26 protein-coding genes and 1 pseudogene are annotated in these 26,483 nt (G+C 68.6%); 7 read left to right on the top strand and 20 right to left on the bottom strand.

From position 1 onward, the window contains the following. The first annotated feature begins 120 nt into the window (after window positions 1–120). Together OG609_RS10925 and OG609_RS10920 are read left to right on the top strand one after the other, a co-directional pair. Window positions 121–1,707 (top strand): PucR family transcriptional regulator, encoded by a 1,587-nt coding sequence (locus OG609_RS10925; RefSeq protein ID WP_327272643.1) that lies wholly within the window; start codon window positions 121–123, stop codon window positions 1,705–1,707. Window positions 1,708–1,925: 218 nt separating this feature from the next. After that, window positions 1,926–3,371, top strand: a complete 1,446-nt coding sequence (locus OG609_RS10920) for an aldehyde dehydrogenase family protein (RefSeq protein WP_327272642.1) — start codon at window positions 1,926–1,928, stop codon at window positions 3,369–3,371. Between the two features lie 217 nt (window positions 3,372–3,588). Here the strand turns inward: OG609_RS10920 and OG609_RS10915 are convergent, their stop codons facing one another. The 6 genes from OG609_RS10915 to OG609_RS10890 all read right to left on the bottom strand — a co-directional run bounded on the left by OG609_RS10915 (window position 3,589) and on the right by OG609_RS10890 (window position 7,429). Further along, window positions 3,589–4,332: a helix-turn-helix transcriptional regulator gene (locus OG609_RS10915; RefSeq protein WP_327272641.1), complete on the bottom strand. Its 744-nt coding sequence runs from the start codon at window positions 4,330–4,332 to the stop codon at window positions 3,589–3,591. 12 nt (window positions 4,333–4,344) lie between these two features. Continuing rightward, window positions 4,345–5,145 carry a hypothetical protein gene (locus tag OG609_RS10910; RefSeq protein ID WP_327272640.1) on the bottom strand — a complete coding sequence of 267 codons (801 nt, stop codon included), beginning with the start codon at window positions 5,143–5,145 and terminating at the stop codon, window positions 4,345–4,347. A 314-nt stretch (window positions 5,146–5,459) separates the two neighbouring features. Beyond that, entirely contained in the window at window positions 5,460–6,119 is a 660-nt protein-coding gene (locus OG609_RS10905; protein ID WP_327272639.1) for a hypothetical protein, read from the bottom strand. Further along, a complete protein-coding gene (locus OG609_RS10900; protein WP_327272638.1) occupies window positions 6,116–6,316 on the bottom strand; it encodes a DUF5999 family protein in 201 nt (66 codons plus the stop codon). The genes OG609_RS10905 and OG609_RS10900 overlap by 4 nt, the downstream gene beginning before the upstream one ends. A 337-nt stretch (window positions 6,317–6,653) precedes the next feature. Further along, a complete protein-coding gene (locus OG609_RS10895) occupies window positions 6,654–7,103 on the bottom strand; it encodes a DUF6415 family natural product biosynthesis protein (protein WP_327272637.1) in 450 nt (149 codons plus the stop codon). Next, entirely contained in the window at window positions 7,100–7,429 is a 330-nt protein-coding gene (locus OG609_RS10890; RefSeq protein ID WP_327272636.1) for an ATP-binding protein, read from the bottom strand. The genes OG609_RS10895 and OG609_RS10890 overlap by 4 nt, the downstream gene beginning before the upstream one ends. Window positions 7,430–7,804: 375 nt before the next feature. Here OG609_RS10890 and OG609_RS10885 point away from each other — a divergent pair. Beyond that, window positions 7,805–8,074 (top strand): annotated as a pseudogene (locus tag OG609_RS10885) (transposase); the annotation flags it as partial. A gap of 134 nt (window positions 8,075–8,208) precedes the next feature. Here the strand turns inward: OG609_RS10885 and OG609_RS10880 are convergent. The 9 genes from OG609_RS10880 to OG609_RS10840 form a co-directional block, all read right to left on the bottom strand. Further along, window positions 8,209–10,296 carry a SpoIIE family protein phosphatase gene (locus OG609_RS10880; RefSeq protein ID WP_327278003.1) on the bottom strand — a complete coding sequence of 696 codons (2,088 nt, stop codon included), beginning with the start codon at window positions 10,294–10,296 and terminating at the stop codon, window positions 8,209–8,211. Between the two features lie 652 nt (window positions 10,297–10,948). Then, the gene (locus OG609_RS10875; RefSeq protein WP_327272635.1) at window positions 10,949–11,791 is read right to left on the bottom strand and encodes an IS5 family transposase; all 843 of its coding nucleotides are present in this window, start codon (window positions 11,789–11,791) and stop codon (window positions 10,949–10,951) included. A gap of 111 nt (window positions 11,792–11,902) precedes the next feature. Further along, window positions 11,903–13,093, bottom strand: a complete 1,191-nt coding sequence (locus tag OG609_RS10870) for a helix-turn-helix domain-containing protein (protein WP_327272634.1) — start codon at window positions 13,091–13,093, stop codon at window positions 11,903–11,905. Between the two features lie 544 nt (window positions 13,094–13,637). After that, complete coding sequence (locus OG609_RS10865) at window positions 13,638–14,126, bottom strand: response regulator transcription factor (protein WP_327272633.1); 489 nt, start codon at window positions 14,124–14,126, stop codon at window positions 13,638–13,640. Between the two features lie 200 nt (window positions 14,127–14,326). Next, entirely contained in the window at window positions 14,327–14,773 is a 447-nt protein-coding gene (locus tag OG609_RS10860) for a hypothetical protein (RefSeq protein WP_327272632.1), read from the bottom strand. Between the two features lie 107 nt (window positions 14,774–14,880). Further along, window positions 14,881–15,663, bottom strand: a complete 783-nt coding sequence (locus OG609_RS10855; RefSeq protein WP_327272631.1) for an aldo/keto reductase — start codon at window positions 15,661–15,663, stop codon at window positions 14,881–14,883. Next, window positions 15,660–16,256, bottom strand: coding sequence for an AAA family ATPase (locus OG609_RS10850; protein WP_327272630.1), 597 nt, complete (start codon window positions 16,254–16,256; stop codon window positions 15,660–15,662). The genes OG609_RS10855 and OG609_RS10850 overlap by 4 nt, the downstream gene beginning before the upstream one ends. Then, complete coding sequence (locus OG609_RS10845) at window positions 16,253–16,855, bottom strand: 3'-5' exonuclease (protein ID WP_327272629.1); 603 nt, start codon at window positions 16,853–16,855, stop codon at window positions 16,253–16,255. The genes OG609_RS10850 and OG609_RS10845 overlap by 4 nt, the downstream gene beginning before the upstream one ends. Further along, window positions 16,852–17,940, bottom strand: coding sequence for a radical SAM protein (locus tag OG609_RS10840; RefSeq protein WP_327272628.1), 1,089 nt, complete (start codon window positions 17,938–17,940; stop codon window positions 16,852–16,854). The genes OG609_RS10845 and OG609_RS10840 overlap by 4 nt, the downstream gene beginning before the upstream one ends. A gap of 118 nt (window positions 17,941–18,058) precedes the next feature. Here OG609_RS10840 and OG609_RS10835 point away from each other — a divergent pair, with 118 nt between their 5' ends. Next, a complete protein-coding gene (locus OG609_RS10835) occupies window positions 18,059–19,123 on the top strand; it encodes a DNA-binding protein (RefSeq protein WP_327272627.1) in 1,065 nt (354 codons plus the stop codon). On the opposite strand, the gene OG609_RS10830 is transcribed toward OG609_RS10835, so the two are convergent. Continuing rightward, window positions 19,124–20,137 carry an NAD-dependent epimerase/dehydratase family protein gene (locus OG609_RS10830; protein WP_327272626.1) on the bottom strand — a complete coding sequence of 338 codons (1,014 nt, stop codon included), beginning with the start codon at window positions 20,135–20,137 and terminating at the stop codon, window positions 19,124–19,126. Between the two features lie 31 nt (window positions 20,138–20,168). Here OG609_RS10830 and OG609_RS10825 point away from each other — a divergent pair, with 31 nt between their 5' ends. Then, the gene (locus OG609_RS10825; protein WP_327272625.1) at window positions 20,169–20,348 is read left to right on the top strand and encodes a hypothetical protein; all 180 of its coding nucleotides are present in this window, start codon (window positions 20,169–20,171) and stop codon (window positions 20,346–20,348) included. A gap of 173 nt (window positions 20,349–20,521) precedes the next feature. Here the strand turns inward: OG609_RS10825 and OG609_RS10820 are convergent, their stop codons facing one another. Further along, complete coding sequence (locus OG609_RS10820) at window positions 20,522–21,751, bottom strand: PP2C family protein-serine/threonine phosphatase (protein ID WP_385654977.1); 1,230 nt, start codon at window positions 21,749–21,751, stop codon at window positions 20,522–20,524. 739 nt (window positions 21,752–22,490) lie between these two features. On the opposite strand from OG609_RS10820, the gene OG609_RS10815 reads away from it, so the two are divergent. After that, entirely contained in the window at window positions 22,491–23,126 is a 636-nt protein-coding gene (locus OG609_RS10815) for a hypothetical protein (protein ID WP_327272624.1), read from the top strand. A 200-nt stretch (window positions 23,127–23,326) separates the two neighbouring features. Here the strand turns inward: OG609_RS10815 and OG609_RS10810 are convergent, their stop codons facing one another. Further along, window positions 23,327–23,620 carry a hypothetical protein gene (locus OG609_RS10810; RefSeq protein WP_327272623.1) on the bottom strand — a complete coding sequence of 98 codons (294 nt, stop codon included), beginning with the start codon at window positions 23,618–23,620 and terminating at the stop codon, window positions 23,327–23,329. 1,165 nt (window positions 23,621–24,785) lie between these two features. Here OG609_RS10810 and OG609_RS10805 point away from each other — a divergent pair. After that, on the top strand, window positions 24,786–25,001 hold the full coding sequence (locus tag OG609_RS10805; RefSeq protein ID WP_327272622.1) for a hypothetical protein: 216 nt from the start codon (window positions 24,786–24,788) through the stop codon (window positions 24,999–25,001). On the opposite strand, the gene OG609_RS10800 is transcribed toward OG609_RS10805, so the two are convergent. Continuing rightward, window positions 24,958–25,785, bottom strand: coding sequence for a hypothetical protein (locus OG609_RS10800; protein ID WP_327272621.1), 828 nt, complete (start codon window positions 25,783–25,785; stop codon window positions 24,958–24,960). The two genes, OG609_RS10805 and OG609_RS10800, sit on opposite strands and share 44 nt — an antisense overlap. A 66-nt stretch (window positions 25,786–25,851) precedes the next feature. After that, complete coding sequence (locus tag OG609_RS10795; RefSeq protein WP_327272620.1) at window positions 25,852–26,358, bottom strand: SigE family RNA polymerase sigma factor; 507 nt, start codon at window positions 26,356–26,358, stop codon at window positions 25,852–25,854. Window positions 26,359–26,483: the final 125 nt, after the last annotated feature.

Genomic DNA, 26,483 nt, shown 5'->3' with positions numbered 1-26,483 from the left:
GTACGCAGAGTGGCCCGCGGCGCCGGAGCGGTTACGGCAACCCTGCCGCCCTGGCAGAATCGGTAGGAGTCGTTCGTACGGGACGGCGAAAATCGAACTCCCTGAGGTCCCGCGGTCCCCATGCCCCCCACTCTCGCCTCGCTCGTCCAGCATTCGGCGCTCAAACTCACGGTGCGTGCGGGGGCGGACCGGCTCGACGCGCCCGTCCGCTGGGCGCACGCCAGCGAGCTGACCGACCCCGTCCCGTACATGGAGGGCGGTGAGCTCCTGCTCGTCACCGCCACCAACCTCGACGCCGGGAACCCCGAGGCGATGCGGCGGTACGTGCGGCGGCTGGCCGGGGCCGGAGTCGTCGGGCTGGGCTTCGCCGTCGGCGTCCACTACGACGACGTACCGCAGGCGCTGATCGACGCCGCCGAGGAATCGGGACTGCCGCTTCTCGAAGTGCCGCGCCGCACCCCGTTCCTCGCCATCGCCAAGGCCGTGTCGTCGGAGATCGCCGCAGATCAGTACCGGGCGGTGACGGCGGGGTTCGAGGCCCAGCGGGAGCTGACGAAGGCCGCACTCGCGGGCGACGGCCCCGGCGAAATCCTCACCCGGCTCGCCGCCCATGTCGACGGCTGGGCGGCGCTGTACGACGCCTCCGGCGCGGTCGTCGCCGCGGCCCCCGACTGGGCCGCCCGCCGGGCCGCCCGGCTCACCCCCGATGTGGAACGGCTGCGGGAGCGCCCCGCCCCGGCCAGCATGGTCGTCGGCGACACCGAAGACCGGGTCGAGCTCCAGTCCCTGGGCACCGGCCGCCGGGTCCGGGGCGCGCTGGCCGTCGGTACCGGCGCGGCACTGGGCACCGCCGAGCGGTACGCCGTGCACTCGGCGGTCGCGCTGCTGACCCTGACCACTGCCCGCTCCCGGTCCCTCCAGGGTGCGGAGCAGCGACTGGGCGCGGCGGTGCTGCGCATGCTGCTCGCCGGCCAGCCGGACCACGCACGGGCGGTCGCCGGGGATCTGTACGGCGGGCTGCTCGACGCCCCGTTCCGGCTGCTCATCGCGGAGGCGTCCGCCCCCTCGACACCGGCCCCGCTCGGCGAGGCGATGGAGGCGGCGGCCTTCCGGACCGGAGAGACCCTGCTGGCCGTGCCCGAGGGCGAACGGCTCGTCGTCCTGGCCGCGGACGGCGGAGCGGCGGTCGCGGCCTGTGCGGCGTACGCGGAGGCACAGGAGGCCCAGCAGGCGCGGGCCCCGCGCGAACCGGCGACGGCGGAGGAGGGCCAGGTGGTCATCGGCCTGTCCGCACCAGCGGGCCCCATCGCCGTCTCCGCCGCGTATAAGCAGGCGGAGCAGGCCCTGTCGGTGGCCCGCCGCCGGGGCAGGGCGCTGGTCGAGCACGAGGAGCTGGCGACCGGCTCGGTGCTGCCGCTGCTGGCGGACGACGCCGTACGGGCCTTCGCCGACGGAATGCTCCGCGCCCTGCACGAGCACGATGCCAAGGGCCGCGGCGACCTGGTCGCCTCGCTGCGGGCCTGGCTCTCCCACCACGGCCAGTGGGACGCGGCAGCGGCGGACCTGGGCGTGCACCGCCACACCCTGCGCTACCGGATGCGCCGGGTGGAGGAGATCCTGGGCCGCTCACTCGACGATCCGGACGTGCGGATGGAGCTGTGGCTGGCGCTGAAGGCCACGAGCTCCCCGTCGACGCCGGAGCCGTAGCGGTTGCCGTCGTCGTCGGCGGAAGGGCAACGAACTCCCCGCCGACGCCGGTGCCGTAGCCGCTGCCGGAAGGCCGTGCGCCCCTGCTCACGCCGACGCATCCGACAAACCGGCGTGTACCCGCCGTGCTCTGCTCCACGCCGGACAAACGCCAGGTCGGCCGCACGGCCCTACGGTGGGGGCAACACACCCCACGACTCCGAAGGGCCGGAACCTCCATGACTTCCACCCACGCCTTCTGGCTCGCCGGCCGCCAGGCCACCGGCGAGGACAGCTTCGACGTCACCAACCCCTGGGACGGCCGTCTCGTCGGCACCGTCAGCGTGCCGACCGACGCGCAGATCGAGGAGGCCGTCGCGGCCGCGCACGCCGTGCGCGAGGAGTTCGCCGCGACCCCGGCCCACGTCCGGGCCGCCGCGCTCGATCACGTCGTACGGCGCCTGGTGGAGCGCACGGAGGAGATCGCCCAGCTGATCTCCGCCGAGAACGGCAAGCCCATCAAGTGGGCGCGCGGCGAGGTCGGCCGTGCCGTCTCCGTGTTCCGGTTCGCCTCCGAGGAAGCCCGCCGCTTCAACAGCGGTGACGCCCAGCGCCTCGACACCGACGCCGGTGGCACCGGCCGTCTCGGCCTGACCCGGCGGTTCCCGCGTGGCACGGTCCTCGGCATCGCACCGTTCAACTTCCCGCTGAATCTGAGCGCCCACAAGGTGGCCCCGGCCATCGCCGTCGGTGCCCCGATCATCCTGAAGCCCGCCCCGGCCACCCCGATCTCGTCGCTGATCCTGGGTGAGCTGCTGGCCGAGACCGACCTGCCGGCCGGTTCGTGGTCCGTGCTGACGGTCCCCAACGACCGGATGCCCGCCCTCGTCCAGGACGAGCGGCTGCCCGTGATCTCCTTCACCGGGTCCGCCCCGGTCGGCTACTCGATCATGGAGTCGGTGCCGCGCAAGCACTGCACCCTGGAGCTCGGCGGCAACGGCGCCGCGGTCGTCCTCGGCGACTACGCCTCCGACGAGGACCTGGACTGGGCCGCGACCCGTATCGCGACCTTCTCCAACTACCAGGGCGGCCAGTCCTGCATCTCGGTGCAGCGCGTCATCGCGGACGCCGCGGTCTACGACCGGCTCCTCCCGAAGATCGTGGCGGCCGTCGAGGCCCAGGTCACCGGCGACCCGTCCGACGTCGCCACGGACGTCGGCCCGCTGGTCAACGAGGATGCCGCCAAGCGCGTCGAGTCCTGGGTCGACGAGGCCGTGGAGGCCGGCGCCCAGCTGCTCACCGGCGGCAAGCGGGACGGTGCCACCTACGCGCCGACCGTGCTCGCCGAACTCCCGGACAACGTCACCCTCTCCTCCGAGGAGGTCTTCGGACCGGTGCTGTCCGTGCAGAAGGTGGACGGCGAGGCCGAGGCCTTCGCAGCCGTCAACTCCTCCAAGTACGGCCTGCAGGCAGGTGTGTTCACGCACGACCTGCAGACCGCCTTCCGTGCCCACCGCGCCCTCGAGGTCGGCGGCGTGATCATCGGCGACGTCCCCTCCTACCGCGCGGACCAGATGCCGTACGGCGGCGCCAAGCAGTCCGGCGTCGGCCGTGAGGGCGTCCGCTACGCCATGGACGACTACACCTACGAGCGCGTGCTGGTCCTCACCGGCCTTGCCCTGTAGGTCCATGAACAGGATCGAACCGATCCACCAGCGTCGCCTGTGATCCGCCTGGACAGCACGACAGCAGGCGGCAGATGAACGGCCGGAGCCCACTGTGCGGGGGCTCCGGCCGTTCCTGTCGACGTCGCCCCGTACGAGGTCGGCCCACGCGGTGAGGAGATGCCGTTCTGTTGCACCCCAGCGCTGTGCCCCCGCCCACCGCGGCCGTACCCGTCGGTCAGATCAAGCCCTGGCGCATCGCGAACGCAACGGCGTGGCTCCGGTTGCGAAGCTGGTAGCGGGTCATCACCCCTTGCAGCGCGTTCTTGATCGTGCGCTCGGAATAGGCGAGCTTCGTCGCGATGACTTCGGTGTCGTGTCCTTCGGCGACGAGGCGGAGCACGTCGATCTCACGGGCGGACAGACCGCTGAAGTGCCGTCCCTGCGGGAGGAGCACGTTCTCCTGCAGCGTGCCAACTTCCGACATGAGCGCCCCCAGCAGGTTGGGGGGCATGTAGCCGTCGCCCGCCGCCACGGTCTCTATGACGTGGACCAGATGTTCCGGCGTGGCCTCGCTGCGGGGCACGAGCCCCGCTCGCGGGTCGGCCAGGACCCGGTCGGGCATGGCCTTCGCGTGGTGCCCGCCGACCATCAGGGCGATGGCCGGGTCCAGGCTGGCCGCGATGCGCGCGGACATTTCGTAGGTTGGGGCGAGGAGGTTCATGGCCGCCCACCGGGGCCGTGCTGCGTTGACGAGCTCCGCGGTCTCGACTATGCCCAGTCCGTGCGCCTCGGCGTCGAGCACCCCTACGTTGAAGCCGGCCTTCTGCGCGTACGTGGCGATGTAGGCCATGCCCAGTACCGGCAGGGTGTAGTCGTTGGTTCGCGGGCGCTGGTCGTAGTCGCGCAGTGGTGCGTTCACGAACAGCGCGTCGAGCGAATGGGCCGGATCGGAACCTGTGATCAGCGATAACTGCGGCATTGATCCTCCTGGTCAGCGGGCATGGGAGCCCCAGGTGAGGGTGGAGAGGGTCAGGGTGTGCAGAGCAGTACGGTCGGGGCCGGCCATGCCGGTCCACATCGGGCCGAACGCCTTGTCCTTCTTGTCCGGCCAGGGGTAGGCGGGCGCGATCTGCGCGGCCCAGGTACGCACGGCGAGGTCGTCGTGCGGGTAGACGCTGAAGTCGCCGGTGACGTCGGCTGCGGCTGCCGCAGCGGTCCACGGGCCGATGCGGGGCACGCTCGTCAGCGCGGCTGCCAATTCGGGGGCGTCCATACAGAGCCAGTCGACGGCGTGCAGCTCGTAGTGCTGGGCGGCGGCCTGCAACACGCTGCGGTGAAACTTGGCTCCGACGGCTGCGAACTGTTCATCACCCAGCGCCAGCACCTGCATGGGCGTGGGAGCGACGGCAAGCTCACCAAAGGGGCTGGCGAGGGTGGTTCCGTAGGTCTTGCACCAGGCCCGGTAGAGCTTGCGGGCCTGCCCGGCGCGCACGACCTGACGCAGGATCGCCGTGGTGATCGCGTCCCACAGCCACGGGTTGGCGAGCCGCCGCGTGAGACCGAGGTCATCGAGCCCCGCCTTGAGTTCGGCGGGGACGCTGCTGGGCAGGCGAGCGGGATCGGTGGTGACGAACTCCGGCTTCACGTCCTCGGTGCCGTCCACACAGTTCATGTGCAGGCCGCTTCGGTCCCACGACAGGACCCAGACCCCGGTGGCCGCGTGCACGGCTCGCGCGCGGCCACCGGCCTCGGTCTCGATCCAGGCGGGGTGATCGGTCGTCAGGACGCTCATGGGGGTGCTCCTCATGTGGTGCGGTTGTTGCGCCGTAGCCTCTCGCGTCGAGGAAGGTCTGTGCGCGCGGCCACGGGAAGCGGAGCGAGTTCAGTCGATGAGACGGCGCCGGACCAGATAGCTGCGCATCATGCGGAACTCGCCCAACGCTGCGGGCCTGGACTTGGTGGGCCCTCTTGCGCGTCGGGGGAGGGGCGGAAGTTGGTCAGCCAGAGCGGCGGGGCGCGCACTCGGCGGCGGTGACGATGAAGACGATGGCAGTCAGGAAGGCTGCTGCCTGGTACACGCGACGGGACATGGGCCCTCCAGGACGTTCAGGCATACGAGTCGGGCGTCGTGAGGTCGTCCAGGTCGACGACCGTGAAGTCCTGCAAGCAGCGAACGAGCTGTGAGGCCAGGAACCACCTCAGCTTTGACGTTCGGTACGGAATGGGCGTGTCGTCCCCGGGCAGTGCCTTGATCCCCTGGGCAGTCCACTGGTAGGGCGTGCCGATGACCCCGTAGAGGGGGGCGCTGCGCACCATCAGGGCGGTGTAGCCCTTCTGAAGATGCGGACACTGCTTGACTGCGACGTGCCGGTGCGCCAGGCAGACCGGGGGCTGAGCGGTGCGGAGAATGTCCCCAGGCCGTGCAACGCCGCTGGCGGCGCGTGGTTCCAGGAACAGGTGTCCCTCCGGTGTTCTGGTAGGGCCTACACAGATCTGGCAGCGCAGCTGTGTCATCGTTTCGCGCTGCCTGGCGGGGTGGACGAGCCGCCACTGTGGCCGCCCGGACGGCAACCCGTCCCGACCGATCAACTGCGAGCACCGGCCCCACAGCACACCCCGCGGATCGCGGTCCTCTCGGCTCTCGTCCCAGTAGCCCAGGGCTGACCGGCCGGCGCGGTCAAAGGTGGCGCGCAGGGCCAGGATCGATTCGGGTTCCTCGCCTTCGCGGGCTGTGATGTACGGGACGAGGCGGCTCACCGTGCTCATGCGGCTGCTCCTGTCAGCGCAGTGGGGCGGCGCGGGGGAATGATCTTGCCGTCGGGCAGCAATTCACCAGTGTCGTCAAAGAGCAATACGCCGTTGCAAAGCAGGGTGTAACCCAAGACGTCGTCTCGTGCCACGGCTCTGGCCGCCTCGCGATCCGATGCGTCCGTGCTGGGGCAGGGAGTCTTGTGCTGGCACATGTGCGTCGCATTCCTCTCGGACGTGCTGCGGTGGGGGCCCTCTCCGGCTGAACCTACGAACCGCGGGGGAGCGGAGTTGGATCGCCGGAGAGGGAGTTTTCGGGGGAGGAACTGTTGGGCGGCCCGGCCGCCCTACTTCATCCACAAGCAGGGCGGCCGGGGCTCACACCCGTGGTTGGCGGGGGAGTGTGAGCCGGTCCTCCGTTCGCGCAGTTCCGCCGACCAGCGCCCGCCGGTGCAGGGGCGGGGCGATCGAGGCGGAATCGGAGGACCCCGATGGAAGGTCGTCTCCACGGAGCGACAACACAGCGGCGTGGAGACGACCAGCTCTGAGGCGTCATGCGACGTCCTTGATGTACCGCCCCTCGATCAGTTTCTCGACGAGGTCGGAAGTCACGAAAGCCATGCACCGAGCCATCCCGACGGCCTCCTGATGGTCGTCTGGCAGACGCGCATCCTGCATGGAGCGTCCTCGCTCGATGAGCTGCGCCATTTCATCGGTGGGCGGGAACTTGGTGTCGGCTACCGCGATTGTGCTGAGCCGTTTCAGATAGCTACGCAAGCGTTCGACAAGCGCCGGGATCGCGGCCTCGGGCGGCGGCTGGTTTCCGATCGTCGTGTCCAGGTCGTCGAAGATCGCCTCGACGTCGAGCGGAGTCCACGCAGCAACCCGCTTCAGGACATGCCTCAAGGCGTCCGGGTCGAGCGGAGGTGTCCACTTCGGGACGTTGGCCATAGGACGAACGACGCGCTTGTCCAGAACCGGAGCGGTGAGAGAGATCGTCATGCCGCTACCGGCCCTGGTGTCATACGTGCGCGCACCGTCTTGCCGACGCGTTCGTGGCACAGGAACCACGACAGTTCACCGCCGAGCCGACGGAGTGTCCAGAGACCGCGCCCCTCCTGACCGGCCGCGGCTTGCTCGAAGTCCCGGAACTGCGGGATCGGATCACGGACGTCGATCGTCAGCTCGTGGGCCTCGGTGACGGCGAGCCTGAGCCGCACCTGCCGGTTCTCTGCCGTCGGGCCCGGGTCGGCATGGTCCACGGCGTTGCGGACGAGGATTCCTACGACAGCCGTTGCGCCTTCGACGTTCCCGGCCCACTTGAGCATGGTCAGCCGTGTCCGCGTGTGCAGGCGAGCTAACTGGGAAGCCGGCAGTAAGAGATCAAACGTCCTCGACCACTCCTGAGTGACCAGTGAAGCGGCGAGTAATGGTGCTCGGGCGGGTACAGCAGCGCCTCGACTGGAGCGGTGCTGGGCCGCGGATTGCTGTGTAGTCGTCATGGTCGGCTCCATGTCGAAGTGGCAGTGACGACATGGTGGCGGCACGACAAGGCCCCAACTGACAGTGAATTACTGTCAGTTGGGGCCAAGGCTTTACTTAGAGCTCGCGCAGATAGGCGGCGTGGGCAGCCCCGGCAACAAGGTGGGAACAGGTCCCGGTGATCATGGAGTTGCGACGCTCTGTGACCACTGGGGAGATCTGTGCCCGTCCTTCCATCATGGCTGACCGACCCGCTCTGGGATCAATTCGTGGCACTGCTGCCCGGGCGCCCTGCGGTCGATCCGGCCCACCCGCTGGGTTGCCACCGCCGCCGTATCAGCGACCGGATCGTGTTCGACAAGCTGCTCCAGATCCTGCGGTTCGGCTGCTCCTACCAGGCGGTCTCCGACACGACCTGCTCGGCGACCACGATCCGCAACCGCCGCAACGAGTGGATCCGGCTCGGCGTCTTCGCCCGGCTCAAACAGATCGCGCACGTCTGGCAGAACGCTTTCCACCGGCTCCGATCGGCGGTGGGCTCGGAAAGGGAGGCATGCTTCACCGAGCCCGGCGGCGTCGGCGGGGCGGAGACTGGAGCCCCGCCGAGCCGGGCGGGCCTTTGGTGTCAGCGGTCGTGTTGTTGAGGCCGGATGAGGAGCAGGGCGATGTCGTCGTTGCGGGGGGCGGACCGTTGGGCGTGGTGGATGAGGGTGTCGGCGAGGGCGTCCAGGGTCTGGCCCTGGGCCTGTGCGAGCTGGGCGGCGAGGTCGGCGGTGGCGTCCTCGATGTCGATGCCGGGGGTTTCGACGAGTCCATCGGTGTACAGGGCAAGCACGGCCCCGGGCGGTAGGGGGATGTCGGTTTCCGGGTAGTCGGCCGCGGGGTCGATGCCGAGCAGGAGCCCGGGCGTCAGCGGAAGGATCTCAGTGTGTAGGTCGGGGTGGCGCAGGAGTGGGGGCGGGTGGCCGGCGGTGGCCAGGCAGGCGCGGTGGCGTGCCAGGTCGAGCTGGACGTAGAGGCAACTGGTGAACAGGCCGGGGTCAAGGTCGGTGAGCAGGCGGTTGGTGCGGGCGAGGACTTGGCCGGGCGATGCGCCGGCGGTGGCGTGGACGGCGGTGCGGACCTGCCCCATGAGGACGGCGGCGTTCACGTTGTGGCCTTGGACGTCGCCGATTGTTGCGGCGGCTAGGTCGGTGTCGAGATGAATGAGGTCGTAGAAGTCGCCGCCGACGTCGATGCCGTGAGCGGTGGGGAGGTAGCGGGTGGCCACGTCCAGGCCGGGGACGTGGGGTAGTGCTTGGGGCAGCAGGCTGGCTTGCAAGCTGTGGGCGAGAGCCTGTTTGGCGTCGTAGAGGCGGGCGCGGTCCAGGGCCTGGGCGATCAGCCCGGCGGTCGAGGTGAGGACAGCTCGTTCCTCGGGCGTGAAGGGATGCGGCCGGTCGTACGCGAGGACCAGCGAGCCGACGGGGCGGCCGGAGGTGATCAGGGGCAGGAAGGCCCAGGCGGCCTTGCCGTCCTGCAGGACGGCGGGGGGATGAGCGCGCTTGAGGTCCGCGAAGGTGGCGTAGAAGCTGGGGACGCCGCTGGTCAGGACACGCACGGCAGGGGTGTTGGAGGCCAGGGGGGTGCCGTCGAAGCGGTCCATGAGTTCGGCGGGGTAGCCGCGGTAACCGATGATCCGCAGCCGGCCCTCCTCGGCGATCATCAGGGCGAGGGCTTGGGCCTCGAAGGCGGTCGGGACCAGGTCATCGATCCGGGCGATCACGTCCATGACCCCGACGGCCTCGGTCAGCGTGGCGGCGAGGTGCATCAGGAGGTGGTGGGCGGTCGACCGACCCGGTGCGGCCGACGGTGCGGGGTGCAGAACCTCTGACGTCTCCGAGGCAGGGGACGGGGAGGCCGGGGCGATGCGGACGCTGATGCCGCAGACGTCCGGGTACAGGTGGAAGGACAGCCACCGGTCCGGTGGGCGCAGGGCGGTGAAGGAGGTGGCCTCCTGGCTGAGCACCGCGGCCCGGTAGCGGTCTTCGACGACTGGGTCGTCCAGCCACGGCAGGACCTGCCGGGGCAGGACGCCCAGCAGGTCGACGGCGCTGGCGCCGAGGAGGTCGGCGGCGGTGGTGGTGATGAAGGTGATCCGGCCGTCAAGGTCCAAGGTGCAGCATCCTCCGGGCAGGCGCTCGGCGAAGTCCGCCGCTGCCGCCTCCTGGGTTGGCCCGCGAGCGCGGGCACGCAGGGGGGCCAGGACCTGCGGCTCGGACCCGGGCAGCAGCGGGTGGCCGCTGTCGGCTGCCTGCCGCAGGAGAAGGCCCAGGCGGCGGCAGGAGGTACGGACCGCGTTGCGTTCGTGTCGGGTCAGCGGCGATGGATGCGAGCTGGGCCACCGCGCAACCAGGGCGCCCCAAGCGGTGGTGCCGGTGGTGATCGGGGCAGCGGCCGCCGAGAAGGGGTAGGGCAGCGCGAGCGCCATCTGCGGGTAGTGCCGCGCCATCTCTTCCTGGCCGCCTATCCACACCAGACGCCGCTCGCGCACGGCGTCGGTCGCCGGGGTGCGGGCCGCCAGCGGCACCTGCGTCCAGTGCGCGGCGATCTGCCGGGGAACCCCCCTCAGCACCGCCAGCCGCAGCACCCGCTCGCCCGGCGGCAGCAGGTATACCAGGCCCCCGGAGGCGCCTGTCTCCCGCATGAACTGGTCCAAAGCGGCGCAGAGCATATGCGTGCCGGAGCCTGTGCCGGTGCCGAAGCCGGCAAGGTCCCTCGTGCTCTCGCCCTCCCGAGCGGCACCAGGCAGGGATTCCTGCAGGCGCCTGAAGCGGCATCTGGCCGCCTCCGCGCTGATGCCCAGGCCAGCACCGATCTGCGCCCAGCTGGCCCCGGTTCGTCGGTCCGCCAGCACCGCGGAGCGCATCAACTGCCCGGCCAGCCCGGGTACCTCCGCCACGGCGGCAACATGGCAGCTCTCCGCTCCTCGCCCCGGGCGCGAGTCGCTCGCCTGCTGGGTTGCGGCCTGCACCTGTGTCAGGAGATCCGCTTCCGCGAACGCCAGCGCCTGCCGCGCATCCGCCGCCGCCTGCCAGCGACGCCTGGCTCGCCAGGCCGCCTGCCGATGCGCCTGACCGCAATACCGCCGACCCGGGCCTGCCGACTCCGGCAGTGGAGCTTCGCACCAGCCACACCGATCGTCACCCATATACCGATCGTCGCCCATATAGGGGAAATATGCTCTACTGCCGTGACGACGTGCTGCACACGTCCACCGGGGCGGTGGCGGCCGTACCTATACGTCGGCAGGCATACGTACCGATCATGTCGGCATCAAGATGCCCAAACTGCTGCACTTAGACGCTGCGTAGATCGGCACTCGCTCATGGGCGGCGGTTCGGACGGTTGTCCCAGCGGTGGGTCGTCCATGCCCTGCGGAGCAGGCTACGGACGGTGATGATCGTATCGGCGAGGTCGAAGAACGCGTCGATGACCGCGACACGGCGTTCGTAGCATCGGGCGAGCCGGTAGAAGGCGTTCTGCCAGGCGTGGGTGCGCTCGACGTGCCACCGCTGGCTCGCCTGGATCGGTACCTTCTCGCCCTTGTGCGCGATGCGGCCGTGCAGACTGCGCGCGGCGAGTTCGGCGCGGGTCTTGTCCGAGTCGTAGCCGGCGTCCAGGTGCACAGTGATGGCCTCGGGCAGCGGTCCCAGGTCCACCAGCAGGTCCAGGGTCGGAGCCAGCAGCGGAGAGTCGTGGCGGTTCGCTCCGGCGAGGACCCTGCCGAGCGGGATCCCATAGCCATCCGTCATGCCGGAGCGTTTCAGGCCCTGTTTGCCGCGGTCGACCGGCGAGCGCCCGGCCGCTTCACTGCCGCCGGGGGCCTTGGTGATGGAGCCGTCGACGGCGATCTGGTCGAGCACGAGCCCGACGATCCGGTCGTAGGACTCAAGCGCGATCTGTTTGAGTCGGGCGAAGACGCCGAGCCGGATCCACTCGTTGCGGCGGTTGCGGATCGTGGTCGCCGAGCAGGTCGTGTCGGAGACCGCCTGGTAGGAGCAGCCGAACCGCAGGATCTGGAGCAGCTTGTCGAACACGATCCGGTCGCTGATACGGCGGCGGTGGCAACCCAGCGGGTGGGCCGGATCGACCGCAGGGCGCTTGGGCAGCAGTGCCGCGAATTGATCCCAGAGCGGGTCGGTCAGCCATGATGGAAGGACGGGCACAGATCTCCCCAGTGGTCACAGAGCGTCGCAGCTCCATGATCACCGGGATCTGTTCCCACCTTGTTGCCGGGGCTGCCCACGCCGCCTATCTGCGCGAGCTCTTAGAGCAACTTAGCGTGAGGAGCTGAGCCAGGAGCCGTAGGAGAGGAAGCTGTCAGGAAGCTGGCGGTGGGCGGCTTCCAGGCCCTCGTACGTTTCCCTGACGGTCGGGTGATACTTCGCCTGCTGTGGTGCGATCTTCCGTGCCATCAGCAGGTTGCTGAACGCCCCGTCCAACTTGCCCGTCCACATCTGGGCGCGGGCCACCTCGGCGAGGTGGTGGCTTGTGCGCGACTTAGGCCAGTCGCGCGGAATGGCGATGTCGGCTGACGCCTCGACGGCTTCGCCGTACTTGTCCAGCTCGGCGAGAACCGCGACCCGATGCACCTTGACGTTCGTCGGCCCGTACGCGAGCCAGTGAACCTTCACGGCCTCGCCAGTCTCGCCAGCGATGTGTTCGGAGCTCAACAGGTGTCCCTGGGCGCGGTCCTCATCGTGGGCGCGGCCGGCCATCACCGCGGCCCCGAGGTGGAGCTGCCCCGTGAGGATCTGGCGTTCACGGCTTGCATCGGATTGTTGCAGAGTCGAGAGCCCCATGGAGATGAGGCGGTCGCCTGTGCGGTACTGCCCCTCCCGCAGGTAGGTGAGGGCACGTAGGTAGTGGAACATGCCACCGAGTACCGCATCCGAGCCCATTTGTGCGGCCCAGTCCAGACGTGCGAGGGAGAGAGCGGCCAGGTCAGGGAACCCCAGCTTTGCGGCAACGTCGTAGGCGGTTCGGTAGAGACTCGCGAGGGTGAGCCACCCTTCGTGCGCCCCCGCTGCATGCGCTGCGGTCGTCGCTTCCTGGATGAGGCCGGCGACTTCACTTGCGGCCATCTTGATTTCGCCGCCGCGAACGGCGGCACACAAGCGCTCGGCTTCTGTGTTCAGATCAGCAATGCTTCGTGCGTTGATCTCGGGGTCTACGCCGAGGTCGTAGACGTCCAGAGCCTCGCGAATGGGCCTTATCAGTACGTCTAGTTCATCGGCTCGAAGTTCGTCCACGTATGGCTGGCCAACGATGGTTGCTACCGACACACCCAGGGCCCGCGCGAAGCACGCGGAAACGTGCGGAGTGAGGGGGAGTACGCCCCGCTCGGTCTTCGTCACGAGACTGGCTGACACGCCTGCCAGTTGAGCAAGTGCCGTTTGTGTCAGGTGGCGCTCTCGACGGAGGCGCGCGATGCGCGTTCCGGTGTGGTCGTGCGGCAGAGCATGCATACTGGCTCCTGTTCTGACTCGACAACAGAACAGTACTCGCGGTCGGCTCCGGGGGTACACGATCGGCCCCGCCCCTGATATGGGGTGGGGCTTCGTGCTTGTCTGGGGGCTGACCCGCACAGTCCCCGGATCCCGCATTGCGGTCGGCGTAGTGCCGACCACGGAGCGCGACCGTGGGCAGCCATCCACGTGGATCTTTTTGGCCAGCTTGGGTCCTGGCGCAGGCTCGTGGAGCCCGGGTGTGGATAGCGCAGGTCTGGGCACTTCGCGTTCGCCGCATTCCCATGGTTTTCCCGCGGGAAAACGGCGGCGGGCCGAAACGGCTGGAGACGGGCCAGGACGGGCCAGGACGGGCCGAAGCGCTGAGCATTCGTGCAGGTCAGGGGAAAACCGCAGGTCAGGGCGCTGTGGGGGGCCCACTGTGCGGGGGCTCCGGCCGTTCCTGTCGACGTCGCCCCGTACGAGGTCGGCCCACGCGGTGAGGAGATGCCGTTCTGTTGCACCCCAGCGCTGTGCCCCCGCCCACCGCGGCCGTACCCGTCGGTCAGATCAAGCCCTGGCGCATCGCGAACGCAACGGCGTGGCTCCGGTTGCGAAGCTGGTAGCGGGTCATCACCCCTTGCAGCGCGTTCTTGATCGTGCGCTCGGAATAGGCGAGCTTCGTCGCGATGACTTCGGTGTCGTGTCCTTCGGCGACGAGGCGGAGCACGTCGATCTCACGGGCGGACAGACCGCTGAAGTGCCGTCCCTGCGGGAGGAGCACGTTCTCCTGCAGCGTGCCAACTTCCGACATGAGCGCCCCCAGCAGGTTGGGGGGCATGTAGCCGTCGCCCGCCGCCACGGTCTCTATGACGTGGACCAGATGTTCCGGCGTGGCCTCGCTGCGGGGCACGAGCCCCGCCACCCCGCACCCCACTGCCCTGAACACCGCCTGCTCCGTGAGTTCAGCCAGGATGAGGAGGACGCGGGTGGTGCTGGTACGCCGGGTCTTGCGCAGCAGCACCAGTACATCCTCGCTGACGGTGTCGGCCACTATGACTGTCACCTGCGGGTCATCGGATGGATCTCCGCCTACTGCGAGGGCGATCTCGGGGCGTGTCCGCAGGTGTGTGCGAACTCCCGCTTCAGAGACAGGGTCTCCGGCAAGAACCTTGACCGTGGTCCGGGTGCTGCCAGCGGGAGATTCGATAGTTCTCATTGGTGGCCCAGCTCCAGTTGTGCCTTGGTTTGACGCTACAGCTCCGGGCCGGCGCTGTAGCACCCGCTGGAGGCGACCGACTCAAGTTGCTGCACCGTTCCGGATTGGAGATGAGCGACTGCGCCGATCGCGAGTGCCTGGAGACCGATGAGCGCTCGTGCCCGCGCATCTTCCGGGAGTTCAGCGATGGCCCGGACGGTGGGCAGGGCGCGTAGGACGGCCCGCGGGTCGCGGTAGCTGAGGAAGGCGGTGTCCTCGCGGGTGATCGGGCCAGTCACCAGGATGTGCGTGATGATCTTCCGGCGTCGCATCTGGACTTCGTCCACGGCGACCCGCCGCAGGATGGGGAGACCGCTCGGCACGCCGGCCAGTACGTGCTGAGCTGCCTGCTCCGGTGTCTTACCGTCCTCTACGGGACCGACAGGGAGCACGAGGTCACCGTGACCAGTCATGTCGGCGAGGAGCAGACCGTCGCCCCCCACGGGGACGAGTAAGGACACTCCGATCACTGGTGGTCGCCAGTTCTCGTACGGTGCACGGGCCCGCAGTGCACTTTCTCGTGCGGCTGGTATCGCCGGGGTGGTCCGCATCAGGACCAGCCCCCGGCCGTTACGGCTCTCACGATCTCTTCGAGGTGTTTCGGCTGGCTCGTGCTGGGGATGGGCGCCACGATATCGCCGAGCTGGAGAAGCCAGTTGAGGGCGGCGAATACCCCGTGAGCTTTCGCCAGAGTGCCCGCGTCGAGTGGCCGGTAGGGCACGTAGGGGATGCCGAGGTCTCGGCAGAGTTCGAGGGCTGGATCGTGGCGGTCGGTCATGTTGAGCACGTTCTGGACCGCCGCGATGGTCACCTCTTTCCCGGCTCTGCGGATGTCTTCGGAAGTGACCTTCGAGAGGCCGATGTGCCCGATCTTGCCTTCGTCCTTGAGCGCGTGGAGGGTGCCGAGCTGGTCCGCGAGCGGCACTTCCGGGTCGATGCGGTGCAGGTAGCACAGGTCCAGCCGCTCTGTGCCCAGTCGGCGGAGGCTGGCTTCGACGCAGGCCCGCAGATAGACGGGGTGGCCGTGTGGCGCCCACAGGTTGGGGGCCGGTCGCACCATGCCGACCTTCGTCGCGATCAGCAGTTCCTGGGGGTACGGGTACAGCGCATCGTGGATCAGGTGCTCGGCGGTGTGTGGGCCGTAGGCGTCCGCGGTGTCGATGTGCGTGATGCCGTGGGTGTGGACGGCCTGCCGGAGGACACGCACCGCCTGGTCGCGGTCGACGGGGTCGCCCCAGGTGCCGGGCCCGGTCAGCCGCATCGTCCCGAATCCGAGGCGGGACACGGTCTTTCCAGCGAGCCCGATCACGCCCCCGGGCCGCGCGGCGTTCATACGGCGGCCGCCTTGAGGTAGATCTCAAGTGCCTGTGCGACGGCGTTCGCCTGGCTGGCGGGGTCGCTGGTGACGCGCAGGTGGGGAATCGTCTCGGCGGCGAGGAGCGCGTGTACGTGGTGGTCGACCAGTACGCGGTACCGGGGGTCGTAGTCGTGCTTCTGCTCGACCGGAATCGTCTTGTCGAGCACCGTCGCCAGGAGCAGGTCGTACTTCGGCAACTGTGTAGAAGCCAATAGCAGCAGCCGCTCCCGCTCCAAGCGGTGGATCTGCTCACCGCGGAACTGAAGAGCGGCGTTGAAGTAGGCGAGGGCGTCGTGGGCAGCGCGGTCCGCCAGGATGACGTCCGCGCCCTGGGCGGCTGCGGCGATCTCGTCGGCGATGCCCTGCGTAATGATCCACTCGGTGGACGCCACGGTGTGCTTCTGCATCTTGGGCAGCCCGTTGAGGGCGGCACGCTTCCCGATGCTGCCGGTCCTCGCCGGGGTCACACCGTTGCCTCGCAGCTCCATCTCGATGCGCTTGAGCAGCATGGTCTTGCCAGTGGAATGAGCGCCGAGCACGCCGATACGAATGGGCGAAGTCGTAGTCACCACAGGGTGGGTTCCTCTTCTGGTTCGGGGGCTCCGGGCGGGCCGGGCGGCACAGCCGCGGCGACGAGCTGGTCCCAGGTGTCGTAGTGGGCGGCCATGGCGATCAGAAGCTGCGCCGTGGCATAGGCGTCGAACGTGGCGCGGTGCCGCTGTGCGGAGGCCGCGCGCAGGTCCGGCTGGACGTGCTCGATCAGGGCGTCGAGCGAGTATTTCGGCAGGCCCGGGTAGGTGGCCTTGGCCAGACGGAGCGTGTCGAGCACTCCGGCCGGCCGCCATTGCGGAAGGTGCGCCGACAGCACCTTGTAATCCACATGCGCGTTGTGGGCGCAGATCCACGAGTCACCCAGGAGCGTGTGGACCTTGTCGGCGATCTCCTCCCAGCCCGGCTCGCGCTCCAGCCGCAGATTGGTCAGGCCATGGACGCGGGCGGCGAACGGCGTGACGGGGCGGCGCGGCTTGGTCAGCCACGCCCCTGCCGTACTCGTGTCCGGCCGCCCGTCACGTACGGGAAGCGCGGCGACCTCGACCAGGTCGGGCGGGTTGGTGCCGTTGCCCTCGACATCGACAACGAGGAGTGAGGGCCAGGAGGAGAAGTTCATGCGGCTCCGGTTCCGTTCCCCGCCTTCCAGCCGATGGGAGCACGGCCGTGCTGGCGGTGGTGGTGAGGCTTGCTTCGGTCGTGGCACTGGTAGCCGAAGCCGTGCTGGAGGAAGTAGCGCGGCGGTTCGTCCAGTCCCTCCACGACGATGGCACGATCGTTGATCTCAATCTCACCCGTTGCGCCGAGGACTCGGGCTTCCTGGGTGACTGTCGCCAGATCCGGCTTGACCCACGCCGCCTGGCATCGCGCGATCTGGTCCTCGGGACAGATGTCGCACAGCTCGCGGACGCCGTAGTGGCCGTTGTAGTCGGCCTCTTTGTGGGCGTAGGCGACACCGCAGCTCGTCTTGCGGAACAGAGCCCCCCAGGCGCTGTCTTGGAAGGCGGCGAGTATCCGCTCTTCGGCGGCCTCCGGCGTGATCTTCCGCCGTGCCGTCTCGTCGTACGGCATCGGCAGGCCGTGCGACTCGTAGTAGGAGGCGATCTCCTCGCGGAAGAACAGGCCAGTGAAGACGGTGGCGTGTGCGTGCTGGGACAGCTCCCGGGCCCGCTCGATGTCGGTGTCGGAGTCGTTCAGGCCGGGCACGATCGGCCGCCAGTACAGGACGGTGCGGTACCGCTCGGCGTGCTCGTACAGGGTGCGCAGGCTCTCTGCGGCGATGCGGGAGTCCACGGGCTCGATGGCCGGGTCGGCGATGTTGGAGTGCGTGACCAGCACGGTCAGACGCAGGTTCGTGAAGCTGTTGAGGACGGCGCAGTCCTTGGGGGTCACCCGCCACCGAGTGATGATCAGGACGTGATTGGTCAGGCCCTGCTCGTCCAGGTTCCGCAGCACGTTGAAAACATGCGGCTTGACGATCGGCAGCATGGGGTCGGTGGCCCGGTTGAGAAGCTGGATGGGCGTCTTGTGGGCCCGGAAGTACGGGTGGCTGACGAGGCGGGTGACGGCCTCCTCGTCGCTCATCAGGCGGCGGGGAACCTTCATCTCGAAGTTGTCGAAGAGGTGCCGGACGCAGTATCCGCACTCCAGCGGGCAGCCGACGATCCAGTTCAGCGACAGACCCGACTTGCGGTACTCGATCACGTCGGCCCCGCCAGCGACTTCCCTACCTGGCCACACGCAAGGCCAACCCGGTCTTCCAGTTCGCTGAAGCCCTTTGGTACCTGGCCGACGCCGTAGCCTCTCGCGTCGAGGAAGGTCTGTGCACCCCGATGTACCGACGTTCGACTTGGAAGCCGAGATCGCAATGACCGCACATGAAGCACAGGACGATGCTGGCGCCGCTGCCGCATCCTCCGTCTCCGACCTGACCGTCGACCAACTGCGTGACGACGTACACGCGCTGGCCAGGAACTACGGCAACTTGACGGCTCTCGACGTCTGGCAGCAAGCCAAGAATCTGCGGGAGGACGTGCAGAACAACCGCGACCGCACCGCCGTCCCCGCTCAGCAACAAGCGCTGCTCATTCTCGCGGGCGAGGCATCCGCGCTGCTGGCTACCGCTGCGTTCGACCTGGGCTCTCTCGACGCAGCCAAGCGTCTGGCACGCACGGCTGCACTCTACGGCGAGACCGCGCGGTACGAGCCGCTACGTGCCTATGCCGCAGGCAGCCTCGCTTACATCGCCTACTACTCCGGCGATCTGTCGCTGGCCCCTGTCCACGCCCGACACGCGCTCACCTACGGAGGTCTTGGAGACGTAGCGGCGCGGCGTCTTCACTCGATCGAGGCTCGGGCCTATGGACACCTTGGGCATACAAAGGCAGCCCGACGTGCACTGAGCATGTCGGAAGAGGTGGACACCGACACCACGGACGAACTACACGACTGCGTTGGCGGCGAGTTCGGGTTCGCCGACGACCGGTTGGCCATGTCGAATGCCTCGACCGCTTTGCTCCTGGGCGACGGCCGCACCGCGGAGGTGTCAGCCCTGCGGGCGCTTGAACTTGTGGCGGCCAAGCCGGCTAAGCACCGATCCTCCATCGTTTCCGGAAAGGCATCAGCCGACCTCGCCACGGCCCGGCTGCTGACGAATAATCTGGACGGGGCAGCAGAAGCCATTGAGGCGATGCTGTCGATCAACAGCACGCATCGGGGGACCGGGCTCGTGACCAGGGCTATGAGTCTGCGGCGCGCTCTCACCCAGCAGCACCTGCAGGGGACGGCCCTCGCCGCCGATCTCGGCGAGCGGCTGGAGGAGTTCACCCGCTTTCCAGTCCAGCATCAGCTCCTCCCCCCGTACGGAATGCCCGCGCTGGACGCCTGATCAGAGCGAAGCGAGAATCTTCTCCTCCTTCTCAGGGCTGATCCCGTGTTCCGCCCACCGCGGGTGGTCCACGGGACAGCCGTCGTTCTGCAGCCAATTCCAGGTGTCGCGAATGGTCTCGCGCAGCGGCCGGCAGCGGAGTCCTGCGGCAACAGCGTGACTCGAATCCACTGACCAGACACCGCCGTGGGTACGCCACAGGGGAAGTTCGGTCCACTGCTTCACGCCGTTTTCGATGAGGATGGCGGGGTCCACCCATACGGGGCGCCCGGCTCCGCCCGTGGCTTCTAGGCAGGCCGCCACGAAGTCCTCGAAAGTGATGCCTTCCGGGTGGGTGACGTTGTAACTGCTGGTCTCATCGCTTGCGGCCTGATGGAGCGCGAAAGCAGCAACATCGCGGACGTCCACCGGCTGGATCAGCTGCTTTCTAGGTGCGGGCGCCAGGACGTGACCTCCCTGATGTGCACGGCGCAGCCACCACGGCAGGCGTCCGACGTACTCGCCAGGGCCGAGGATCACGCCAGGGCGAAGGATTACGGATCGGCCGGCGAATGACTCGGTCACGGCTCGCTCGCCACCCGCTTTCTGGTAGCCGTAGACCGTCGGGCTGCCGTCCTCGCCGGTATAGCCGTAACTTTCATCCGCGTCCGCCGGGCACTCCAAAAGCTCTGAGCCGTCAGTCAGGTGGTGGTGGGGCCAGCCTCGGTAAACGGACACGGTAGAGACGTGAACCCAGCGGGCAGCACAGTCCTTCAGCGTCGAGGCCGCCAGCAGCACATCGCGTGGCGGCAACTCGGAACTCGATGTGTCGATGACGGCATCCCACGGACCATGCGCTGCGAGCCCCCGCACGTCGTCGATGACGGTTCGGTCCCCGTGAACAAGCTTGACTCCGGACACGTCCTTGCCGGTCCGACCCCGGTTGAAGGTCGTCACGTCCCAGCCCCTGGCCAGGGCCTCTTCGGCAATGTGCCTGCCCAAGAACCAAGTGCCACCCATCACGAGGAGTCTCATAGCTACGGATCCTCCCCTAAAAGCTGTACCGATGTTCCCTGAGACCGGCGAATCACCTCAGAACTGTGCTCACTACCTGCGCGGTGTGCTGATCAGTCAGCTCGTGCGCCGGATGAACGGGGTCACCGTGGTCGACCTCGACCAGGAGCTGACCGCAGACCCGCAGCGCGCCGGTACCGAGACCTGCCCCGGCGGGCAGCTCGCGCGGTGAACCCGTAAGACCACCTTGGTCGGCCACCCTCTTTGGCCGGCTGAGGCCTCTACTCCCGCTCGCAGCTGATGATTGCGCCGACCAGCTGCGGGCGGGGCACGCCCGTACCCGGGGCTGGCGGTGGCGAGGCGCGGCCGACGACCCGGCGGTGAGCGCGGTGGTGGCCGCCTCTGTCACAGGCGTAGGACGACCAGGGCGGTGTCGTCGATGGCACCGGCAGGTGGGGTCAGGTCAGCCAGGAGGGCGTCGGCGAGCGTTTCGGGATCGGCGCCCTGGTGGCGGGCGAGGGAGTCGGCAAGTCGGGTCAGGCCGACATCGATGTCCTCGCTGCGGCGCTCGATCAGCCCGTCGGTGTACAGCACAAGGGTGGCCCCCTCGGTGAACGCGGTCTCGGCCTGGGGGCGGGGGATATGTTCGGGGCGGGCGCCGAGCGGGGGGTCGGTGGCCTGGTCGAGGAAGTCCACGGTGCCGTCAGGGTGCAGCAGAGCTGGTGGAAGGTGGCCGGCGCTGCTGTAGGCGATGGTGCGGTTGGTGCCGTCGATGACGGACAAGACGGCCGTTGTCGATTCCGCGCCGTCGACCGAGCGGGCGTACAGGCCGAGGGCTTCCAGGGCCTGGGCGGGGCCGTCGGCGACGCGGGAAGCGGCGCTGAGGGCGCTGCGCAGCTGGCCCATGACGCAGGCGGCGGCCAGGCCGCAGCCGACGACATCGCCGACGGCCACCGCGATGCGGTCGCCAGGCAGGTCGACGAGGTCGTACCAGTCCCCGCACACGTTCAGCCCCCCGACCGCCGGGCGGTAGCGCACTGCTGCGCGGTGATGCCTCACAGGCCCGGGGGCGGGCAGCATCGCCTCTTGCAGGCTCAGGGCGACTTCGTGTTCGCAGGCGTGCGCCTCACGCAGCCGTTCGTTGACCCCCTGGAGTTCCCCGGCCCGGGTGTACAGCTCGGCTTCCAGTACCGTCGGCCGGTCCCCGCTGCCTCGGCCACTGAGGGTGCGGACCAGCTCGGTGATGTCCTCCTCCCGGTGCAGCAGCAGCGCCACCCGCCCGTCCGGGCCGAAGACGGGGACGTTCACCGGACTCCAGTACCGCTCCTCCCACACCCCGGGCCGGTCCGGGAGCTCCACGTCGTAGCGGTGCAGCGTCATGGCGTCGCGCTTCCCTGTGGCAGCCACCCACCGCAGCGATGCCTGCAGCTTGCGCATACCGGTTACGGCAGGGTCCTTGGGGTCGTCGGGGAAGGCATCAAACAGGTAGCGGCCTACCACCTGGCCACGGGTACGCCCCATGCTGCTCAGGAACGCCTCGTTGACGTCGACGTACACCAGGTCCGTGGTGAACAGGGCTACCGCGCTCGGCAGCGCCTGGAATACCGCCTCGTAGTCGATCCCAGATGCGTTCACGATGCCACCTGCCCACGACGCTATGTCGATCACGTGCACTTTCACGATAGGCACCAGCGGCGCTCCGGGCAGGTCAGCACTCCAGGGCTCCGCGGCCGCTAGGTGTGGGCGCGGACTGCTCCTATGTGCACGAGCCGCGCACCAGTGAGCCCCGGCTCACGGATCATTCCGCGCTGTCGCGGAATCTGGCTCTGCGGCCGGTGGCGCCGCTGCCGGTCACTGTCCCGGCCCATGCCGCTGACGCGGTCACGTGAGGCCGGATGCCCACCTGCCGCGCTCGCCCACACCGTCGACCGCCTATCACCGCAGCGGTCGTGCTCGTGCTCGTCTACGTGGTGATCGTGTTTGCTGCCATGCACCGCCCGATCTGACGGGACAGGCGAGGAGTTTACGATCACCACCAACACCGACGAACTCGCACGCTGTGGACGGGTGTCCCAGTCTGAACCGAGGCTTTCGGTCACGCTTGGCGGCCAGTGCGGGCTCGTGGGGCACTGGAGCGGATACCCGCAGGTCAGGGCGCACTTCGCTTTCGTGGCTTCCGTGGTGCTCCCGTGGGAGCACGAGGGCGGGCTGAAACGGCTTGAGACGGGCCAGGACGGGCCGGGACGGGCCGAAGCGCTGAGCATTCGTGCAGGTCAGGGGAAAACCGCAGGTCAGGGCGCTGTGGGGGGCCACTGTGCGGGGGCTCCGGCCGTTCCTGCGTATCTGCACCCTGACCTGCAAGTATCGCTAGATCTTGGCTAGTTCAAATGGGTGGCAGTGCGAGCGCTTCGACAACGAGGGCTCGGCCAAGGTCTTCAAGGATGCCGTTGACGAGGCCGGGCAGCACTGGCCCCCCGGCTGGGTGAAGGGCAACGGCTACATCGCCCCGACGGCTGCGGACGAGCTGCGCTACCGCTGGTCCGTTGAGTCCGTCGGGAACCGCACCGCGAGCAAGGGCTACAAGCAACAGCGCATCCGTGCGCTGGAGATGTACATGTTCTCCTCGCGGCCCCGCTGCCGGGCATCCGCGAAGCGCTCGGCGCCGCAGCCACGTACATTCCGCGGCCCGACACCGCCCGCTGGGTCGGCGAGATTCGCCGGTTGTCTCATCCGGCGACCTGCGTTGCGGCGTCAGCCAGGGCTACAGCTCACGCCGGTGCCCTCGACTACCCGGGAAATCTCGCCGAGTTCGGGGCCGCGTGCCTCAGCCTGCGAGCCCGTAAACCCCCGACGCTCGGCAGCGCGCGCCGCCGATGAGCGCAACGGCGGGTGGCTGACCGTCAGCGGGGGCGCGGACGTGTTCGCCGTGGTACCCGATGGATACCGCGAGGTCAGCGAGGCCGAGTTCAACAAGGCGGCCGGCACGATCATTCTGCCTGCTCCCCAGTAGGGCCAGCCCGCCCCGGACTGCGCGGTGCAGTCGGCTCGTCCCGGCGGCACCGCGCACCGTCTCCGTAGGTGGGCGTCTGATGGATACCCCGCGGTCGGGGGCGAGCCATCGTCATGGCGTGGCCGTTGCGCCCCGCCACGGGGGTGTGAACGACGTTGAGACGGGGCCGGGCTCCGGGGGCGGCCGATTCTGAAAGCCCATCAGGCGTGAATCACGGACACGGCGACTGCACTGATGATCAGGAGCCCCAGGGCGGTCTGAGCCCCACCCAAGATGCGTACGCGCCGCTGCTGGTGCTCTGTATTGGCGAGAAAGACCATCCCGGGGTGGTCGACGCCCCGTCGCTTGAGGCGGCGGAGATGGTAGGGGTCGAAGAAGGCGGGGTTCAGATAGATGTTCACGACTCGGTGTGCGAGGCCGCGGTAGTTCGCTGCCAGGGCGAGGCCGAAGAGGAACAGGCCAGCTCCGAGCAGCAGAGGCACAACGAGTTTCATCTGACCCTCCGAGGTGAGAGTTGCCGGATCCGGTGACAATACGCGGCGGCCTACGTGGGCCGACATGGCTGGAAACGGCAGTCTGCGGCCCGGCATACTGCCGGGCCGACACGGGGGTGCGAGGTCTCTTGCCGACCCCGCTGGCGAGAGCGCAGCGACCGAGATATGAGGCCGCAACTGCCGTGTCAGGGGTGTAAGTGCTGCGCCCCCACTGGGCGTTGCGCCCCCCCGTGCTGCTGTGCCCCGATCAATGCGGTCCTGCGGATAGCTACGGTGAAGGCAGCAAGAAGCCCGCAGCGGAGGCTTCCCAACCAACACGCTGCGGGCATCCACCCAGGCAGAACCTGAAAGGTGGTCCCTGTGACCGTACCGCAGTCAATCCCTCTTCCCCACGGCGCTCAGTGGGGGTACGAAGTCGTCGTCATTGTGTTGGTCATCGTCGTCGTGCTCGCCTGCGCGGGTGTGAGCCCTGAATGGGTGACGGCAGCTACGTCGCTCGTGGTTGCTGTGGCGGCAGCGAACCGAGCGAGCCGATAGCGGCACACGCCACACATACCGTACCGGGCGGGGGTGCTCAGCCAAGAGTGCCCCCGCTCCTGCACGGCTGGACTTCCCGTGCAGCCGCTGGTTCTGGGCCGGGCCGACCAACCCTTATTGGAGGCCCCGTGTCCGGCCCGCTCCTCGCCCATGCGAGCACCTTCCGTACAACGCGTATCGATGGCTGTGGGCGCCCTGTCTGCGGACCCGATAGCGCCTACGTCACCGACTGCTTCGCCTCCCTCGCGATGAACGCCAACATCGAGGACGGCGAGGACATCACGTTCAAGGCGGCGAACGGCCGCCAGTGCGGTTACAAGAAGGGCTGCCCGACCCCCAACGGGTGCGACATCGAACTCGTCTTCTACCAAGCGTCGCCCGAACTGATCGAGATCACGACCGGCAGCCCGGTGCTCTACGACTATGCCGGCAAGCCGATCGGGTTCTCCGACGGCTACGCGAGGCGGACCGCTACACCCGCCATCCGGTCTCGCAGTACATCGTGCGCAAGAAAGACCAGTTCAGGCGAGGGATACGACGGGTTCCGGAGAAGGTCATCACCCTTACGCCCGCGATACTTCAGTAGCTCAAGCAACGGCGTTGCGACAACGGCATCAAGTGGCGGGCGATGCCAGCGGACTTCCCACCGTGGGACCGGGTATACGCGTTCTTCCGCCGCTGGCGCGCGGTGTACCACTACTTCGGCCTGTGGCGGGACGACGGCACCGACCAGAACCTCCATGACCTGTCGGTGCAGCAAGTCATGGAGGTTCTGCCCCCATTTTCGGCAATGCAACGGGTCAGCCGACGGCACCGAGGATCAGCGCCCAGGTGGGACCGGTGAGTGCGGCCACCGCCTGCTTCTGGGAGAGCGGGGGAGCGTCACGGGTCGGCTTCAGCCTGTTTCCGCTACCGAAGTCGTCGGCGGTGTTCCACTGCACCATCTGAAGCTGGGCGCCGGTCGACTTCAGGGTCACCGTCGTCGTCCAGCGGTGAGCGATGTCGGAGTCGGGGACGGGGTCGGCACCAATCGGCTGAATTTCCGCGATCTTCTCCGACATCACCAGGGCTCCGCCGGGAAGCGCGGCGCTGCTCGGCAGCTCGCTCAGCTCGCAGGTGTCGCCAACCTCAGCACGCCCGGCCGTATTGTCGCAGTTCAGCCCTTCGCCGTCCCTGAGCGGCAGCTTGAGCCGCAGGGCCGAGACACCGACGTTGGCGGCGCCGTGCCCGTCGTTGACGTCCACTCCGCCGTTGGCGACCCACCCGCTGGACGGATTCGAGGGGTCGTTGCTCTGTCCGTCCTCGTGGCCGAACCGGCTCCCGGGGAACGTCTTCTTCACAGCGTCGATCATCTGGGTGCCGCTGATCGCGGAACGGGGCATCGCCAGCGCCACCGTTTCCATGCCGGATCCTGCGGAGCGAGTCCCTGCGAGCGCGCCGGGGAGCACCAGGCCGGCTGCCGCGATCGCGGCGCAGGCGCCGACCCCGGCGATGACGGCGGCGCTGCGCCGACGCCGACTGCGGCTCCGCCCGCGCTCGACGGCTCCGCTCGTGAGCGTGGTGAGATCGGGTTCGAGGGAGTCGGTCGTGCGGTCCAGGGCGTGTGCGAGGTCTGCTTCGAACGGCATGCTGGCGTCACCTTTTCTGTCGCTGATGGGGATTTTGCGGTGGGTTCGACCTGTGTGCACCGGTGTTCAGTGCGGAACCAGGTCGGACAGGCTGTCGCCGAGCAACGCACGCACCCTGTTGAGTGCCCGGGTGCCCTGGGAGCGGACCGCGCTGCTGCTCAGCTTGAGCATCTGGGCGGTCTCCTCGATGCTGCGGTCCTCCCAGTAGCGCAGCAGCAGCACCGCCCGGCCTCGGGGTGGCAGTTGGCCGAGCGCGTCCAGCAGGGTGAGCCGCAGTGCGGCGTCCGGGCCGGCCGCCGCGCTGTCGGGCATCTTCCCGATGGGGCGCTCGCCGGTGCTTCGCCGACGCCGCAGGGTGAGGGAGGTGCGGACCAGAACCGTCTGGGCGTAGGCCGCCGGGCTGTCCGCTCTGGCCACCCGCTTCCAATGCACGTACACCCGGCTGAGGGTTTCCTGGACCAGGTCCTCGGCAAGATGTGTGTCGCCCGCCGCGAGAACGTACGCCGAGCGGTACAGCGCCTTCGCCCTCGCGGCCACGAACTCCAGGTACTGATCCTCCTGTGCTGATTTCACTCGGCCCCCGCTTGTTCTCTTGTTCCGTGATCCCCGTGCATACCCCTCTTGACTACGTGAGACGGCAGGATGTCGCGCGGCAGGAGCACCTTCTTTTCCACCGCTGCCGCGTCCGCAGTGTTCCG

It is taken from the genome of Streptomyces sp. NBC_01224 (assembly GCF_036002945.1).
GTDB lineage: Bacteria > Actinomycetota > Actinomycetes > Streptomycetales > Streptomycetaceae > Streptomyces.
The sequence above is the reverse complement of the archived record's forward strand: the minus strand, read 5'-3'. Positions and strand labels throughout refer to the sequence as shown.

Excerpts from the sequence above, each read along its gene's own strand:
- OG609_RS10855 (WP_327272631.1), bottom strand. The coding sequence starts at position 15,663 with ATGAACGCCGCGCGGCCCGGGGGCGTGATCGGGCTCGCTGGAAAGACC.
- OG609_RS10800 (WP_327272621.1), bottom strand. The coding sequence starts at position 25,785 with ATGCCGTTCGAAGCAGACCTCGCACACGCCCTGGACCGCACGACCGAC.
- OG609_RS10890 (WP_327272636.1), bottom strand. The coding sequence starts at position 7,429 with ATGCTCAAGTGGGCCGGGAACGTCGAAGGCGCAACGGCTGTCGTAGGA.
- OG609_RS10900 (WP_327272638.1), bottom strand. The coding sequence starts at position 6,316 with ATGTGCCAGCACAAGACTCCCTGCCCCAGCACGGACGCATCGGATCGC.
- OG609_RS10845 (WP_327272629.1), bottom strand. The coding sequence starts at position 16,855 with ATGAACTTCTCCTCCTGGCCCTCACTCCTCGTTGTCGATGTCGAGGGC.
- OG609_RS10925 (WP_327272643.1), top strand. The coding sequence starts at position 121 with ATGCCCCCCACTCTCGCCTCGCTCGTCCAGCATTCGGCGCTCAAACTC.
- OG609_RS10905 (WP_327272639.1), bottom strand. The coding sequence starts at position 6,119 with ATGAGCACGGTGAGCCGCCTCGTCCCGTACATCACAGCCCGCGAAGGC.
- OG609_RS10830 (WP_327272626.1), bottom strand. The coding sequence starts at position 20,137 with ATGAGACTCCTCGTGATGGGTGGCACTTGGTTCTTGGGCAGGCACATT.
- OG609_RS10825 (WP_327272625.1), top strand. The coding sequence starts at position 20,169 with ATGTTCCCTGAGACCGGCGAATCACCTCAGAACTGTGCTCACTACCTG.
- OG609_RS10870 (WP_327272634.1), bottom strand. The coding sequence starts at position 13,093 with ATGCATGCTCTGCCGCACGACCACACCGGAACGCGCATCGCGCGCCTC.
- OG609_RS10880 (WP_327278003.1), bottom strand. The coding sequence starts at position 10,296 with ATGCTCTGCGCCGCTTTGGACCAGTTCATGCGGGAGACAGGCGCCTCC.
- OG609_RS10805 (WP_327272622.1), top strand. The coding sequence starts at position 24,786 with ATGCCAGCGGACTTCCCACCGTGGGACCGGGTATACGCGTTCTTCCGC.
- OG609_RS10910 (WP_327272640.1), bottom strand. The coding sequence starts at position 5,145 with ATGAGCGTCCTGACGACCGATCACCCCGCCTGGATCGAGACCGAGGCC.
- OG609_RS10920 (WP_327272642.1), top strand. The coding sequence starts at position 1,926 with ATGACTTCCACCCACGCCTTCTGGCTCGCCGGCCGCCAGGCCACCGGC.
- OG609_RS10810 (WP_327272623.1), bottom strand. The coding sequence starts at position 23,620 with ATGAAACTCGTTGTGCCTCTGCTGCTCGGAGCTGGCCTGTTCCTCTTC.
- OG609_RS10915 (WP_327272641.1), bottom strand. The coding sequence starts at position 4,332 with ATGCCGCAGTTATCGCTGATCACAGGTTCCGATCCGGCCCATTCGCTC.
- OG609_RS10895 (WP_327272637.1), bottom strand. The coding sequence starts at position 7,103 with ATGACGATCTCTCTCACCGCTCCGGTTCTGGACAAGCGCGTCGTTCGT.